Here is a 14745-nt window from a genome sequence, read left to right on the forward strand (position 1 = left end):
TCCCCAGCCGTGGCCGCTGATCGTGTTCGGGCGCCGCCGGGCCTCCGGGCGGAGACGGACGGGAGGTTGGCCGGAACCCGCCGGTACGGGGGTCGGCTCACGGAAATCGCTTGCGGGTCCGGGGCGTGGCCCCGGTGGCGTCGGACGAGGACCCGGCCTAGGCCTGGGGCACGGCGTGGTCGAGGGCGCCCAGGGCGTTGATGGCGGTGGGCCAGGGGAAGTGGACGGGGGCGTCGGGGTCGGCGGGGTCGGGGGTGTATCCGGTCTCGCCGTGCAGGAGTTCGACCCCGGCGTTGCGCAGGGTGTTCAGGGAGATTTCGAACTGGGGGTGGGCCGCGAGGGCGGTGTTGGTGCACGGCATCGCGATGACCGGTGTGCGCTTGCCGGTCGCTTCCGCGGCGAGGCCGACGACGAGGTTGTTCGTCAGGCCGAGGGCCCACGCGTTGATCGTGTTGAAGGTCGCGGGCGCGAAGACAACGGCGTCGGCCGCGGGCCATATGTCCGGTTGGCCGGGCAGTTTGTACTGCCAGCGGACGGGATGGCCGGTGAGAGCGGCGAGCCCGTCGAGGCTTTCGGAGAGCCAGTGCGCCGCGGTGGGAGTGAGGCCGAGGCACACGTCCCAGCCGCGCGCCTGGGCGTCCTCGATGACCCGGGCGACGTCGAAGACGGGCGGGGCGGCGGAGCAGAGCAGGTGAAGAGTCTTCGTGGTCATGCCGCAATATGATCACATGGTTCGTGCGGGATCACGCCTGCCTGACCAGGGCCGGTTCCGTCGGCACCGGACGCGCGGCACCGGAATCAGGGCGCCGCAGCGGATGTCCCGCGGCGGCCGGCGGGGTCCACGGCCACGCGGCAGGGGCGGCAGCGGCAGGACAGGCGGCCCCCATGGATGCTGCGAACAGGGAGGGCAGGGGACCCGCTCCTGCGCGTGCGGGGCCCGCCCGGATGGGGGAAGCTGGGTTTAGCCGCACCGCCGACAGCGGGACAGAAGGGCGAGGAGGGCCTCGTGGATACCTCAGAAGACGGCCGGCTCATTCGTGCACCCCGGTCCTGGTTGCGGACCAGGGTGCGGACCGCCACCATTCTGTGTGCGGCGGCGGCTCTTGCCACGGCCGCGGTCCCTGCCTCCGCGCAGAGCCCCCGGGCCGTAGCGGCTCCGGCCGAGCCCCTCGTGGTCGTCGACTGCTTCTCGCAGTCCCAGGTACGCCCCGAGGAGTACCTGCTGGCCTGCGGGGACGGCAACAACCGTCTCGTCGGACTGACCTGGGACACCTGGGGGCCGAAGACCGCCACGGCCACGGGCACCGACATGGTGAACGACTGCATTCCCTACTGCGCTGCGGGCCGCTTCCGGTCCTACCCGGTGACGGTGACCCTGAGCGCCCCGGAACCCTGGCCGGGCCACCCGGACGTCCAGCGCTTCAGCACGATCCGGCTGCTCTACACGGACACCGCACCGTCCCCGGTCCCGAAGGACGTCACGTACAAGCTCGTGTACTGAGGTACTGACGGGACGCGGCGAGCGGTTCCGGGTCTGTCGCCAGACGGGCGTGGAGCTCGACGTCGTAGCGCAGGCCGTCGTACGCGAGCTTCTGCCGTTGCCGTCCTTCCACGGCGAAGCCCGCGGCGTGAGCGACTCTGCACGAACCGGGGTTGTTCACCCGGTGCCCCAGTTCCAGCCGGAACAGCTCGGCTTCGTGGAACGCCCAGCGAGCGAGAGCCTGGCAGGCCTGAGAGGCCACGCCCCGTCCCCGGGCGTCAGCCGTCGTCCAGTAGGAGACCCAGCCGACCGAGTGCCGCCGGTTCACCGCGCCGACCGACACCTGTCCGAGCACCGTGTCGGCGGCGTCGACGACGGAGAAGGCGAAGGCGGAGCCTGCCTCCCACTCGGCGGTACGCTCCGCGATCCACTCCTCCGCGTCTTCCGCTGAACCGATGGGACGGCCGGTCTGCTCGCGCATGAGGGGATCCGCGAACGCGGCCCTCACCGAGGCCGCGTCGCGCACGGCCCATCTCCGCAGCACCAAATCCGGGGAAACCTCTACTCGTTCGCGCACGCCGCGAGTCTTCCTCCCCGCATGCCGCCCTGTCATCCCGTTTCCCGGACCCCCACGCCGAACGGCCGGATGGACGCACGCGTATGCAGGTGAGCTCTTCGGCTATGTCGCGTCTCGCGCCGCTGGACTTGACTGGGGTCATGACGAAGACGACGAAGCACGAGAACGAGAACGAGAACGCTGCACGGACCACCGACGGCGGGGGTGTCACCCTGGTGATCGGAGGTACCGGCAAGACCGGACGGAAGGTTGCCGAGCGGCTCACGGCTCAGGGCCGCCTCGTCAGGGTCGGATCCCGCCGGGGCGAGCCGCCTTTCGACTGGAACGATCCCGCGACCTGGCTTCCCGCGCTCGAAGACGTGGACCGGGTGTACGTGACGTACTACCCCGATCTCGCCTTCCCGGGGGCTTCCGTGAGGGTTGCCGCCTTCGCGGAGGTGGCGGTGGCGGCCGGCGCCCGGCGCCTGGTGCTGCTCTCGGGGCGTGGTGAGGAGGCGGCGCAGGCCAGTGAGGAATGGCTGAAGGCTTCCGGCGCGGACTGGACGATCGTCCGGTCGAGCTGGTTCAACCAGAACTTCGACGAGAGCTTCTTCCTCGACTCCGTTCGGGCGGGCGAGATCGTGCTGCCGACGGCGGACGCGGTCGAGGCGTTCGTCGACACGGGAGACATCGCCGACGTGGTGGTCGCCGCGCTGACCGACGACCGGCACATCGGAAAGACGTACGAGCTGTCGGGGCCGCGCCTGCTGGGTTTCGAGGACGTGGCCGCCGAGCTCTCGAAGGTGACCGGCCGTAAGATCGCCTATGCGCCGGTCCCGATGGAGGACTATCGTGCGGTGCTGCGTGAGAACGGTCTGCCGGAGGAGTTCGCCGAGCTGTTCAACCTGATCCTGGACGGGCGCAATGCGCACCTCGTGCACGGGGTCGAGGAGGTGCTGGGGCGGCCGCCCCGGGATTTCTCGGACTTCGCCCGGGAGGCGGCGGCCACCGGCGTCTGGGACGTCGAGCCCCGCTGATGCGGACCGGCCACGCCCGCGCCCGGGTTCGTGCCGGGGTGTCGTTCCGTCGTGGGGAGGATGTGCGTATGGACATGCTGGCCGGCCTTCTCGCGGGCCCGCAGGCCCGGGGCGCGTTCCTGCTGAAGTCGGTGCTCGACCCTCCGTGGTCGGTGCGGATCGAGGACCGTGCCCCGCTGTCGGTGGTGACCATGGTGCAGGGCTCCGCCTGGCTGCTGCCCGACGACGAGGGTGCCGAGCCGGTACAGATCGGCCCCGGGGACGTGGCAGTCGTACGGGGGCCCGCGCCCTACACCGTCGCGAACCTGCCGGACACCCCCGTCCAGATCACGGTGGGGCCCGACCAGCGGTGCAGTACGCAGGAGGGTGAGGACGTCTCGGATTCGATGGCGATCGGCGTGCGGACATGGGGCGCCGACCGCCCCGGCGCAGGGGCGGCGGTGATGCTGAGCGGCACCTACCAGGCGCCGGGCGAGGTCGGCGGCCGGCTGCTGAGCGCGCTGCCCACGATCCTGGTGAGGCAGGCCGGGACCGCCGACTCCACGCTGATCACACTCCTCGCCTCGGAGATCTCCAGCGAGGAGCCGGGCCAGGAGGTGGTCCTGGACCGGCTGTTGGACCTGCTGCTGATCGGGGTGTTGCGGGCGTGGCTCGCGGCACCCGGGTCCGGCGCCCCGGGCTGGTTCCGGGCGCAGGGCGATCCGGTGGTCGGGCCGGCGCTGCGGCTGCTGCACGAGAGCCCGGCGCACGGGTGGACCGTGGAGGAGCTGGCCCTGAAGGTGGGCGTCTCCCGGGCGTCGCTGGCGCGCCGGTTCACGGAGGTCGTCGGCGAGCCGCCCGTCGGCTATCTGACGGGCTGGCGGCTGACGCTGGCGGCCGATCTCCTGCGCGAACCGGATGCCACGGTGGAGAGGGTGGCCCGCAAGGTCGGCTACAGCAGTGCCTTCGCCCTGTCCGCCGCCTTCAAGCGGGTCCGCGGGGTCAGCCCACGGGAATTCCGCTCGGGGGCGACGGCGCCGGGTACGGCGACGGCGCAGGGTCCGCGCGGCACCGTGGTGCTCGGCCAGGCCGTTTCCTGAGGCGAGCCCGCGAAGACCGGGTCTGCGAGGAACGAGCCCCTGAGGACCGGGCTCCTGAGGAACGAGCCCCTGAGGACCGGGCTCCTGAGGAACGAGCCCCTGAGGTCCGGGCTCCTGAGGGCCGTGCCCCCGAAGAGCCGGATCGCGGGACGGCCCTCAGCTCCGGTCCGGGACGAGGGAGAGCCTCGCGACGCGTTCGTCACCGCTGAGTTCGCCGGTGGGGCGGAAGCCGAGGCCGAGGTAGAAGGGTTCGGGGCTGTTCGTGCCGGTGTCCCAGGTGACGTACGCGTGGTGGATGCCGCGGGCGCGGATTTCTTCGGTGACCGCCCGGACGGCGAAGCGGCCGTAGCCCTTGCCCTGGTGGCGGGCGTCGATGTTGAGGCGCCAGATACCGCTGCGCCGGTCGTCCGGGTCGGCGGCCGGGTCCCAGACGATGTCGTGGAAGGCCATGACGAAGCCGACGACCTCGTCGCCGTCGACGACGGCCCGGGGCCAGGCCGTCGTGGTGTGCACGTACGCCTCCGCGAGGGACTTCACCACGGGGGAGACCAGATGGGCCTGGTCGGGGCGGACCCGTATCGCGCACACCGCGTCGAAGTTGGCGCCGGTGACGGGCTCCAGGCGCAGCGGGCCCGCTGCGGGGGTGTTCAGGGCTGGCATGGACCCAGGGTATCCCCAGCTCCGACCCTCCCCGGGAGCCGGCAGCAGTGGCTAAAGATTCACCCAAGGGGTCATCGAAACCCGGCGGAATATCGAACAGGTGATGTCACGATCGGGCGTTCGTGTTCAGAACGCGTCGCACCGCACTGCATCGCACCGTGCTGTACTGACTGTTGGAAGAGGACGAGAGTCGAATGACCATCAACCCGACGCCGCACGATCCGACCCCGCCGCCGGCCTCCTCGGCGACACCGGGCGGGCCGCGGAGCACCCGGCTCGCCGCCACCCTGATCACACTGTCCACCGTTCTGGTGGGCCTGATGGCCGGGCTGTTCTTCGCTTTCGACGTCTCGGTGATGCCGGGGCTCGCCGCCGGCGACGAGCAGACGTACGTCACCGCGATGCGCGCCTTCAACAAGGCCATCGACGGCAATCCGCTCTTCGGCTCGGTGTTCCTGCTGGCCCTGGTGGCGGCCGTCGCCTCGGCGGTCGTGGAGTACCGCGGCGGCCGCCGCGCCACCGCCCTGTGGGTGGGGGCGGCCGCGGTCGCGTACCTCGCCGTCCTCGTGATCACCTTCGGCGTGAACATCCCGCTCAACAACGAGCTCGCCGACGCGGGCGCGGTCGAGAAGATGACGGACTTCTCGATCGTCGAGCGGTTCAGGACCACCTGGGTCACGACGAACATCGTCCGCACCCTGCTCTGCACCGCGGCCCTCACCGCTCTCGCCCGCGCGTCGCTGCTCCACGGCCGCGCCACGCGCTGATCGCACCGGGCGCACCCGCCGGGGATTCCCTTCGCCGGGTAAGGGGATCCCCGGGGTCAGCCGGCGTGGGAGGCGATGATCCGCGCGCACTCCAGGGATTCGGTGTGCGCCGTGTTCACCTCGAGGTCGTAGGTCACTCCCCGGTGCACGGCGTCCGCCTGCGCTGCGGCCATCCCCCTGACCCGGTCCCCTCGCGCGATCTCACGGCCCGCGGCCACCGCGCTGTCGCACCGCACCCCGACCCACAGGACCGGCACGTCACCCAGCGCCTTCCGCCACCGCTGCTGGGACGCCGCCCCACCGAGGAACACGTCGTCGACGACGATCCGCGCGCCCGCACGGGCCATCGCCACGATCCCCTCCGTCCAGGCCGCCTCCAGCGCCCGGAACGTCGCCCCGACGCTCACCGTGCCGTCCGCCGTGATCTCGATGCCTTCCTGCGCCGTCTGCATCGCGGCAGGCAGGGCGTCGACGAACGCATCGCACCCGAACGACAGCCACGGGTCCGGCAGCAGGGCCTGCAGACACCGTACGATCCCGGACTTCCCCGAGCTGGAACCACCGTTGAGAATGATCATCTGAGTCACCGCGCCACAGTAGGCCGCTGCCCGTCCGGCACGGAACAGGTTTCGGCGTACACCGCCCCCCGCGAAAACCGGGTGCGGCTGTCCGTACGGCCTTGGGATCATGTTCGGATGGTCCACCGACTCGACCCCCTGGTCCTCCGGCACACCCACCGCATCCCCCGCCCCGCGGGACCCGCCGGGGAAGGCGCCGTCGCGGCACAGCAGTTCGACGCCGCGCTGATGTCCGTGGGCTTCAAGCTCTCGGCACAGCTGCTCGCCCACCTGTCGGGACTGTCCGAAGGAGCGGTCGTCGACACCGCCGTACGGACGCTGGGCACCGTCCGCGAGATGGTCGGCGACCACGTCCGGCACAACGTGTACTTCATCGACTTCCCGGCCAACGTGCCGGACACGTTCGACTTCTGGATGCAGTGCATAGCGGAGGCGCTCGCCGACGACGACACGCGCGCGAGCACGCTGGAGCAGCTGGGCACCGGCGTCGTGAACCTCCTCACGCTCCCGTCGTACGGGAACTACCGGCACACCTACGCCGAGATGCTGACCCACCACGACGAGCTGATCGCCGCGGCGGGCGACCGTCTGACGGTCCTGCACCTCGGCGCCGCCCCCGACGACGAACTCACCTCCCTCTACCTGGCCTTGGCGGGCAGCACCACACCCCTGGGCGAGGACGGCCTGCGGGACCTGCGCGAACTCGCCGGGCACTGCGCGGACGGACCGCAGCCCGAGGAGATCCCCGTACGGGAGAACCGGGCCGTGGTCAACGAGGCCCGGCTGAAGGCCGGCGCGAGCCTGCTGCTGGACACGGTCACCGATGTGCTCCGCCTCGCCTGCGCGCTCGCCGGCGGCGACGTCGGCCTGCAGGAGCCGACGCGGCTGCGCGGGCTCTCCCGGGCGGTGCGCCGGGCGCTGCTCGCGGGCCTCGACGCGGTCGTCGGCGCGGCGCCCGCCAAGCTCGCCGACGTGCACGCGCACCGCGAGATGTGGAAGCGGCTCGGCGAGCGGCTGCACCCGCACGAGTACCCGCAGTGGCCGCACGCGGCCGACGTGTTCGCCGTCGCCCGCGGCGAGAAGGCGGTGCGCACCTTCGACAGCCGGGTGGAGGAACTGCACGCCCGGCTCGACCCCACCGGCGCCGCCGAGCTGCTGAAGGCCGCGCCCGGCAAACTGCTGCGATCCCTGGACCGGCTGCTGCGCTCCGCCCACACCCAGGACGAGCGCGACGCCGTCGCGGCCGCCGCCGAGCACGCCCTCCCCGATGCCTCCGGCCGGATCCTGCTGTCGGTACGCCAGCACCTGCACAACCGGGCGGAGGAGACCGGCGAGCAGCGGGTGTTCGTCAACCGCTCCGGCCGGGCCTGGGTCACCGAGGACACCCGTCCGCCGGTGTTCGCGCCCGAGCGCAAGCGGATGATCGCCGCGATCGACGCGGAGCTGCGCCGCCGGGTGCCCGCCGCGGACCACCTGCTGATCGACCCGGACGTGCTGGACGTGGCGCTGCCGCTCAGCGGCAAGGCGACCGCGTCCGGGCTCGGTGTGCTGCCACGCGGCTCTGTGTCCCCGGTCGACGGAGAGATGCTGCGCTTCTTCGTGTACTGGAAGCAGACCGCGCGCAGCACCGACTTCGACCTGTCGGCGGCCCTGCTGGACACCGACTACTCGACCGTCTCCTGGCTCTCGTACACCAACCTGAGTGAGGTCGGGGGCAAGCATTCCGGTGACATCACGGACGCGGCCGACGGGGCCTCGGAGTTCATCGACCTGCGCCTGGACGCGGTGCGCGCCTCCTGCATCGTCCCGCAGGTCAACATCTTCTCGGGGGAAGGCTTCGAGGAGGTCGAGGAGTCGTTCTTCGGGTTCATGCTGCGCGGGGCCGAGCAGAACGGACGGCCTTTCGAGCCGCGCACGGTGCGCATGAAGTCGGATCTGCGCGGTCCGGGCCGCGTCGCCCTGCCACTGGTGTTCCTGCGCGGGTCCGACGGCCGGTGGCGCGCCAAGTGGCTGCACCTGTGCCTGACGGGGTCTCCGTCGTACAACCGGGTCGAGGACAACCAGGTGACGGTCGCGACGCTGATGCGGGCCGTCGTCGAGCGCGAGCAGCTCACCGTCCGGTACCTGGTCGAGCTGATGACCGGCAGCGCGACGACCGTCACCGTGTGGGACGGGAGGACCGTTCCGGCGGGTCCCGTCACCTATATCGGCCTGGAGCGGCCCGAGAAGCTGCACCCGGCGTCGCGGATCGTCACCCCGGAAAATCTGCGTGACCTGATCCCCGCCTGACTGTTAACGTAGCCGTGGCGAGGCCATGAAGGGGCTTCCTTCTCAACACTCCAAGATAGCCTCTTCGCTTTCCTCGCCACCGACTTGAGACCTCCGGCCGTCCCGCACCACGCGGGACGGCCGGAGGCTTTTCCGTGTCGTACGCCGGCCCCCGGCCGGGCCGGCTCGCTGCGTTCAGCTCAGCGCAGCTCAGCTCAGGAAGTCGGCGACCAGCTCGGCGAAGGCCTCCGGGGTCAGTACCTCGACACCCAGCTCGGCGGCCTTGACCGCCTTCGCGCTGGGCTTGCCGCTCGCCGAGGGCGCGGAGACCAGGATGGTGGTCCTGGCACTGACGCTGCTGCCCGCGCGCCCGCCCGCTTTCTCGATCAGTGCGTTCATCGCGTCCCGGCCCTGGCCTTCGAGCGCTCCGGTCATCTTCCCGGTCACCACCACGACCTTCCCGGCCAGCGGACCCGAGCCCTGCGCCGCCGCTTCTTCCTGCGGCTCAGTCATGTTGACGCCCGCCGCGGCGAGCTTGTCGATGACCGGCGCCAGGGCGGCGATCTGCTCGACGATCACCGGGGCCTTCTCCGGGCCGATGCCGTCCACGGCCTGCATGTCCAGGGCATCGGCCTGCCGGACGGCGTCCATCGTGCCGAAGTGCCGGGCGATCCGCCGCGAGATGCTGCGCCCGGTGCCCAGGATGCCCAGCGCGCAGACGACACGGCTCAGCGGCCGGGCCTTCGCCGCCGCGATCTGCCCGGCCAGCTTCGCGGCCCGCTTGGCGCTGCCGGAAGCGGTGGTGAGCTGCTCCAGGGACAGGGTGAACAGGTCGGCGACGTCCGTGACGTCACCGGCGTCGACCAGGGCCTTGACGTACGTCCTGCCCAGCCCGTCGATGTCGAGCATCTCGCGCCCGGCGGCGTACTCGATGAGGGCCGGCAGCGCGCAGGCCGCGCCCTGCGCGCAGCGCCACCGCTCCTGCGTCTTGTCGATCTCCCCACCGCAGTTGGGGCACGCCCCGGGCAGGGGTACCTCCGTCGCCCCGGCCGGGCGCAGCGCCACCACGGCGGCCTGGACCCGCGGGATGATGTCGCCCGCCTTGTAGACCGTCACGGTGTCGCCCAGGTGGAGATCGCGGCGCCGGATGTCGGCCGGGTTGTGGAGGGTGGCCCGGGTGACCGTGGACCCGTCGATCAGGACCGGGGCGAGTACGGCGGTCGGGGCCAGCACCCCGGTCCGGCCGACCTCCCACACCACGTCCTCCAGCACGGTCTGCCGCTCGACGGCCGGAAGCTTGAAGGCGACGGCGAAGTAGGGGAAGCGGCTGCCCAGTCCCGCCGCTGCCTGCTCGGCCACGTCGTTGACCTTGATCACGACACCGTCGATCCCGAACGGCAGCCCCGCGCGCAGGGCGGCGATCTCGTCGACCCGCTGCTGGGCCTCGGCGAGGGTGGCGACCACGTGCAGTCCGACCGGGGTGTCCGCGGTCGTCCGGACTCCGGCCCGGGCGACCGCGGCCAGGGTCTCGGCGTGCGTGCCTCCGGCGGGCAGGAACGGTTCCCCGTCCAGTTCGACCGCGCCGTACGTCCAGAACGTCATCATGAGCCGGTACGGGCGGTCCTTGGCCCGCAGCGTGCCGGCCGTGCCGTTGCGGGGGTTGGCGAAGACCTGCGCGCCGTGCGCGGTGCGGACCGCGTTCGCCGCCTCGAACTGCTCCTGGGTGAACAGCACCTCTCCGCGCACCTCGAAGGTGGCCGGCACCGGCAGCCGCTCGGGCAGGCCCTCTATCTGCCCGATGACATGGCTGATGTCCTCACCGGTGCTGCCGTCGCCCCGCGTGATGATCTGCACCAGCCGCCCGGCCCGGTAGCGGGCCGCGACGGCCGCGCCGTCCAGCTTCGGCTCGACGGTGAACCCGCCGGCCGGTGCCGTGCCCAGCCGCCGCTGGAGGGACTCGCCCCACGACAGCAGGCCGTCGGGGTCGAAGACATTGTCCAGGCTGAGCAGCCGGGTGGTGTGCGCGACATCGCCGGCCGGGGCGGCGCCGTCGCCGACCTGCCCGGTGGGGGAGTCCGCGGCGGCCTCGTCGGGGTGCTCCGATTCCCACGCCAGTACGGCGAGCCGGAGCTGGTCGTAGGTGGCATCGTCCATCGGGCTGTCGCCGTCGGCGTAGTACGCCCCCGACGCGTCGCGCAGGCGCCCGAGCGCGGCCTCGTACGCGGAGCGGCTGGACATGCTGGACAGCGCCTGATCGGCGGAAAGGTTCATCATGGGAGTGATCCTCCCGCGCACCACTGACAATCGCCCCGGCCCGCCCGCCGCGGGCCCTTCCCGGCGGACGGCGGGCCGTCAGGGCCCGTACGCCCCCCGCGTGTTCATCCTCGTGCCACGGGCCCGGCCACCCCGGCCGCCACCCCGGCCGCCCCGGCTTCCGCCCCGCCCGCGGCGCTTGCCGCCGGCCGCTCGGCCCCTCCGGCCTCCGCCGTCCCGACCGGCAGGTCCGCCGGGCCTGCGTGGACGGTCGGGCGCTCCGCCCAGAACGCGCCGGACGCCGCGCGCCGCGCGAGCATCACCAGCAGCCCCGCGAGGCTCAGGCCGAGGGCGATGACCAGCGGCGGGCCGAGGCCGAACCAGGACGTCCCGCCGGAGGAGTTGGCGGGGTCCGCCATGTCGACGACCGCCTCGGCGAGCAGCCAGATCAGCATCCCCGCGCCGATCAGGGGGCCGGCCCCGATGAACAGGAACTCGCGCACCCCCGAGGTCAGCAGGCGCCGGTGGTAGACCGCGCAGGCGATACCGGTGAGGGCGTAGTAGAAGGCGATCAGCAACGAGAGGGCCGTCAGTGAGTCGGCGAGCGCGTTCTCGCTGACCTGGTGGATGAACAGGTACCAGACCGTGGCCGTGCCGGCGACCCACCAGGTGCCGACGGCGGGGGTGCGGTACCGGCCGTGGATCAGACCGAACCGGCGGGGGAGGGCGTGCCTGCGCGCCATGGACAGCGCGGTACGGGAGGCCGGGATGATCGTGGTCTGGGTCGAGGCGAGCGCCGAGGTGGCGACGGCGAGGAGGACGATCCAGTCCCAGCCGCCGAGGGCCTCGCGGGCCAGGGAGGCGAAGACGGCCTCCTCGTCGTCGGCGTGCGCGGTGAGATAGCCGGTGCCCGCGAACGCGACCACCGCGAAGGCCACGGAGACATAGGTGGCCAGGAGGACCACCGTCGACCAGACGCCGGCCCGGCCCGGGGCGGAGGAGGGGTCCTTCGTCTCCTCGGTGAGGTTGACGGCCGACTCCCAGCCCCAGTAGACGAAGACACCGAGGAGCAGCCCGCCGGTCAGCGCCGTGCTCCCGGCCCCGAACGGGTCGAGCCAGCCGACGGACGGGCGCAGCGCGCCCGCGGAGCCGGTTCCGGCGTACACCCGGTACAGGGCGACGCCCGCGAAGACGAACAGGCAGACGGTCTGCAGCAGCACGAGGACGTTCTGCAGACGGGCCGCCGCCTGAGTGTCCCGGACGCACAGGGCCGCCATCGTCACGATCACGAGCACGGTCAGTGCCTGGCGGATCAGCGAGTTTCCGGCCCAGCCGTCCAGACCGACGGCCAGCAGGCCGAAGTTGACGGCGACGTCGGCGAGCGAGCCGACCACCAGGACCCCCGTCATGGTGATCGCCCAGCCGCCCAGCCAGCCGGTCGTGGGCCCCAGCGCACGCGTCACCCACGAAAAGGTCGTGCCGCAGTCGGGGTCGGCCCGGTTCAGGTAGTAGAAAGCGGAAGCGATGAGCACCATCGGAACGAACGACGCGAGCATCACCCCGGGGGCATGGACGCCGACCAGGGCGACGATCGGCCCGATCACGGCGGCCAGGGAGTACGCCGGCGAGGTCGCGTTCAGCCCGATGGCGAGGGCGTCGACGAAGCCGATCGCGTTCGGTCTGAGCGTGGCGTCGGCGGCAGGCGTCCGCGGGGTGTCTTCGACCATGGTCCCTCACTGGTGCACGGTGAACGGGGCGTGAATGCGATGAGGAAACCCGTGCTCCGCACAGAGGGTCAATGGTGTTGGCATAAGCGGGCCCGGAAGGCCGGGTCAGCCGCGCCCCGCCGCACCCCCGCCCCCGGGGCCCGCCGCGTCCGCGAGCTGCCTCTCGGCGGTGTCCAGCAGCATCTCCAGCGCGACCGGGTACGCGCTGTGGGGCATCCGGGCGGCCAGCAGTCCCGCCGTGGCCGCGATGTTCGGGTAGGCGTCGGCCGGCAGCCGTGCGTACGTCGACTCCCACCGCTCCTCGTCCGACTCGCGCGCCTTCTCCGTCAGCGCGAGCGGCCCCGCGTCGAGCGCCGCGAAGGCCAGGGCCTGGTCGATGTAGGCGTGGTAGATCCGTACGGCGTCCACGTCCGCGAAGCCCGCGCCGCGAAGGCTGCCGAGGATCGCCTCGTCGGCCGCGATCTCGCGCGGCCGGCCGCTCACCCGGCTCGCGGTGAGCAGCGCGGCCTGCGGGTGGGCGACGTAGGCGCCGTGGATGCGCAGCCCCAGTGAGCGCAGGTCCTCGCGCCACCGCCCCGTGGGGACCCAGCCGTCGAGCGCCCGGCCGATCAGCTCCTCGCCGATGGCCAGGGTCAGACCGTCCATGCCGTCGAAGTACCGGTACAGCGTGCTGGGGTCCGCCCCCAGAGCGGCGCCCAGCCGCCGGGCGGACAGGCCCGCGCTCCCGTGCTCGCGCACCATCCGCAGGGCCGTCTCGACGATCAGCCGCTCGGAGAGCACCGTTCCCTGCCGGGTCGGGCGCCGCCGCCTGCGGGCCTCCTCCGGGACCACGTCCTTCGCCATCGCCCGCCTCCGTCCATCCTTATGCCAACACCATTGACCTTAACTCGGACGGAACGGTTCCATCAGCCCCCTGAGGCGCACGCCTCACCGAGAAAGGACCTCGCCATGCGTGTTCTGCTTGTGGGTGCCGGCGGTGTCGGGAGCGCGATCACCAAGATCGCCGCCCGCCGCGACTTCTTCGACCACTTCGTCGTCGCCGACTACGACCTGGCCCGCGCCGAGGCTGCCGTCGCGGCCCTGGGCGGCGAGGAGCAGCGCTTCAGCGCCTGTCGCGTCGACGCCTCCGACGAGGCGGCGGTCGGCCGGCTGCTCACCGAGCGCGGATGCGACGTCCTGATGAACGCCACCGACCCGCGCTTCGTGATGCCCCTGTTCAACGCCGCGCTCGCGGCGGGCAGCCACTACCTCGACATGGCCATGTCCCTCTCGCGCCCCCACCCCGAGCACCCGCACGGCGAATGCGGGGTGAAGCTCGGCGACGAGCAGTTCGAACGGGCCGGGGAGTGGGAGAAGTCGGGCCGACTCGCCCTCGTCGGCATGGGCGTCGAGCCCGGACTCTCGGACGTCTTCGCCCGCTACGCCGCCGACCACCTCTTCGACGACATCGAGGAGATCGGCATCCGCGACGGAGCGAACCTGGCCGTCGAGGGCTACGACTTCGCCCCGTCCTTCAACATCTGGACGACGATCGAGGAGTGCCTGAACCCTCCCGTGGTCTACGAGCGCGAGCGCGGCTGGTTCACCACCGAGCCGTTCAGCGAGCCGGAGGTCTTCGACTTCCCGGAGGGCATCGGCCCCGTCGAGTGCGTCAACGTCGAACACGAGGAGGTCCTCCTCGTCCCGCGCTGGGTCGGTGCCCGCCGGGTCACCTTCAAGTACGGCCTCGGTGACGACTTCATCGGCAAGCTCAAGACCCTTCACGCCCTCGGTCTGGACTCCACCGCGCGGGTCGCGGTCCGCGGCGAGGACGGCAGCGAGGTCCGGGTCTCGCCCCGCGACGTGGTCGCCGCCTGCCTGCCCGACCCGGCGACGCTCGGGGACCGCATGACCGGAAAGACCTGCGCCGGCACCTGGGTCAAGGGCACCAAGGACGGCCTGCCCCGCGAGGTCTACCTCTACCACGTGGTCGACAACCAGTGGTCCATGCGCGAGTACGGCTCCCAGGCGGTCGTCTGGCAGACCGCCGTCAACCCGGTGGTGGCCCTCGAACTCCTGGCCACCGGCGTCTGGTCGCAGCCCGGCGTCCTCGGCCCCGAGGCCCTCCCGCCCCTCCCCTTCCTCGACCTGCTCACCGCGTACGGCTCCCCGTGGGGCATGCGGGAACAGGGCGAGACCCCGGGCAACTGACCGTCCGGCGCACCGGAGGGGCAGCGCCGAGGCCGGCGCGCCGCCCCTCCGGCGGCCGCGCCGAGTGGCGCGGCGGCACGCCGCACCGAACCATGCGCCGGCAGCCGCACCCCTGTTGCGCTCCGGGACACCACCCGCACGTCGCCGGTC

At 72.1% G+C, this 14745-nt stretch carries 13 protein-coding genes; 6 read left to right on the plus strand and 7 right to left on the minus strand.

What is annotated here, in order from left to right; translation table 11 throughout:
* Positions 1 to 157: 157 nt before the first annotated feature.
* Positions 158 to 712 carry a flavoprotein gene (locus KO717_RS36750; protein WP_301374164.1) on the minus strand — a complete coding sequence of 185 codons (555 nt, stop codon included), beginning with the start codon at positions 710 to 712 and terminating at the stop codon, positions 158 to 160.
* Positions 713 to 1006: 294 nt separating this feature from the next.
* Between KO717_RS36750 and KO717_RS36755 the strand changes: the two genes are divergently transcribed.
* On the plus strand, positions 1007 to 1501 hold the full coding sequence (locus KO717_RS36755; RefSeq protein WP_301374166.1) for a hypothetical protein: 495 nt from the start codon (positions 1007 to 1009) through the stop codon (positions 1499 to 1501).
* On the opposite strand, the gene KO717_RS36760 is transcribed toward KO717_RS36755, so the two are convergent.
* Positions 1479 to 2093: a GNAT family N-acetyltransferase gene (locus tag KO717_RS36760; RefSeq protein WP_367401567.1), complete on the minus strand. Its 615-nt coding sequence runs from the start codon at positions 2091 to 2093 to the stop codon at positions 1479 to 1481. The two genes, KO717_RS36755 and KO717_RS36760, sit on opposite strands and share 23 nt — an antisense overlap.
* A 104-nt stretch (positions 2094 to 2197) precedes the next feature.
* Between KO717_RS36760 and KO717_RS36765 the strand changes: the two genes are divergently transcribed.
* The gene (locus KO717_RS36765; protein ID WP_301374170.1) at positions 2198 to 3073 is read left to right on the plus strand and encodes an NmrA family NAD(P)-binding protein; all 876 of its coding nucleotides are present in this window, start codon (positions 2198 to 2200) and stop codon (positions 3071 to 3073) included.
* A 68-nt stretch (positions 3074 to 3141) separates the two neighbouring features.
* Entirely contained in the window at positions 3142 to 4152 is a 1011-nt protein-coding gene (locus tag KO717_RS36770) for an AraC family transcriptional regulator (protein WP_301374172.1), read from the plus strand.
* A gap of 156 nt (positions 4153 to 4308) precedes the next feature.
* On the opposite strand, the gene KO717_RS36775 is transcribed toward KO717_RS36770, so the two are convergent.
* Positions 4309 to 4812, minus strand: a complete 504-nt coding sequence (locus KO717_RS36775; RefSeq protein WP_301374174.1) for a GNAT family N-acetyltransferase — start codon at positions 4810 to 4812, stop codon at positions 4309 to 4311.
* Positions 4813 to 5006: 194 nt separating this feature from the next.
* Between KO717_RS36775 and KO717_RS36780 the strand changes: the two genes are divergently transcribed.
* Positions 5007 to 5579 (plus strand): DUF1772 domain-containing protein, encoded by a 573-nt coding sequence (locus tag KO717_RS36780; RefSeq protein ID WP_301374176.1) that lies wholly within the window; start codon positions 5007 to 5009, stop codon positions 5577 to 5579.
* Positions 5580 to 5635: 56 nt separating this feature from the next.
* On the opposite strand, the gene cpt is transcribed toward KO717_RS36780, so the two are convergent.
* Positions 5636 to 6157, minus strand: coding sequence for a chloramphenicol phosphotransferase CPT (cpt, locus tag KO717_RS36785; protein WP_301374977.1), 522 nt, complete (start codon positions 6155 to 6157; stop codon positions 5636 to 5638).
* Positions 6158 to 6274: 117 nt separating this feature from the next.
* Here cpt and KO717_RS36790 point away from each other — a divergent pair, with 117 nt between their 5' ends.
* Positions 6275 to 8446: a TerD family protein gene (locus tag KO717_RS36790; protein ID WP_301374178.1), complete on the plus strand. Its 2172-nt coding sequence runs from the start codon at positions 6275 to 6277 to the stop codon at positions 8444 to 8446.
* Between the two features lie 189 nt (positions 8447 to 8635).
* Here KO717_RS36790 and ligA read toward each other — a convergent pair whose 3' ends face one another.
* The 3 genes from ligA to KO717_RS36805 form a co-directional block, all read right to left on the minus strand.
* Positions 8636 to 10699 carry an NAD-dependent DNA ligase LigA gene (gene ligA / locus KO717_RS36795; RefSeq protein WP_301374180.1) on the minus strand — a complete coding sequence of 688 codons (2064 nt, stop codon included), beginning with the start codon at positions 10697 to 10699 and terminating at the stop codon, positions 8636 to 8638.
* A gap of 104 nt (positions 10700 to 10803) precedes the next feature.
* Positions 10804 to 12405 (minus strand): APC family permease, encoded by a 1602-nt coding sequence (locus KO717_RS36800; RefSeq protein ID WP_301374182.1) that lies wholly within the window; start codon positions 12403 to 12405, stop codon positions 10804 to 10806.
* 105 nt (positions 12406 to 12510) lie between these two features.
* The gene (locus tag KO717_RS36805; protein ID WP_301374183.1) at positions 12511 to 13248 is read right to left on the minus strand and encodes a TetR/AcrR family transcriptional regulator; all 738 of its coding nucleotides are present in this window, start codon (positions 13246 to 13248) and stop codon (positions 12511 to 12513) included.
* Positions 13249 to 13353: 105 nt separating this feature from the next.
* On the opposite strand from KO717_RS36805, the gene KO717_RS36810 reads away from it, so the two are divergent.
* Positions 13354 to 14595 (plus strand): saccharopine dehydrogenase family protein, encoded by a 1242-nt coding sequence (locus KO717_RS36810; RefSeq protein ID WP_301374185.1) that lies wholly within the window; start codon positions 13354 to 13356, stop codon positions 14593 to 14595.
* Positions 14596 to 14745 lie beyond the last annotated feature (150 nt).

The organism is Streptomyces xanthophaeus (assembly GCF_030440515.1).
Lineage (GTDB): Bacteria > Actinomycetota > Actinomycetes > Streptomycetales > Streptomycetaceae > Streptomyces > Streptomyces kutzneri.

Coding starts and splice junctions, on each gene's coding strand:
- KO717_RS36775 (WP_301374174.1), bottom strand. CDS start 4,812: ATGCCAGCCCTGAACACCCCCGCAGCGGGCCCGCTGCGCCTGGAGCCC.
- KO717_RS36810 (WP_301374185.1), top strand. CDS start 13,354: ATGCGTGTTCTGCTTGTGGGTGCCGGCGGTGTCGGGAGCGCGATCACC.
- KO717_RS36765 (WP_301374170.1), top strand. CDS start 2,198: ATGACGAAGACGACGAAGCACGAGAACGAGAACGAGAACGCTGCACGG.
- KO717_RS36770 (WP_301374172.1), top strand. CDS start 3,142: ATGGACATGCTGGCCGGCCTTCTCGCGGGCCCGCAGGCCCGGGGCGCG.
- KO717_RS36780 (WP_301374176.1), top strand. CDS start 5,007: ATGACCATCAACCCGACGCCGCACGATCCGACCCCGCCGCCGGCCTCC.
- KO717_RS36750 (WP_301374164.1), bottom strand. CDS start 712: ATGACCACGAAGACTCTTCACCTGCTCTGCTCCGCCGCCCCGCCCGTC.
- cpt (WP_301374977.1), bottom strand. CDS start 6,157: ATGATCATTCTCAACGGTGGTTCCAGCTCGGGGAAGTCCGGGATCGTA.
- KO717_RS36790 (WP_301374178.1), top strand. CDS start 6,275: ATGGTCCACCGACTCGACCCCCTGGTCCTCCGGCACACCCACCGCATC.
- ligA (WP_301374180.1), bottom strand. CDS start 10,699: ATGATGAACCTTTCCGCCGATCAGGCGCTGTCCAGCATGTCCAGCCGC.
- KO717_RS36760 (WP_367401567.1), bottom strand. CDS start 2,093: ATGACAGGGCGGCATGCGGGGAGGAAGACTCGCGGCGTGCGCGAACGA.
- KO717_RS36800 (WP_301374182.1), bottom strand. CDS start 12,405: ATGGTCGAAGACACCCCGCGGACGCCTGCCGCCGACGCCACGCTCAGA.
- KO717_RS36805 (WP_301374183.1), bottom strand. CDS start 13,248: ATGGCGAAGGACGTGGTCCCGGAGGAGGCCCGCAGGCGGCGGCGCCCG.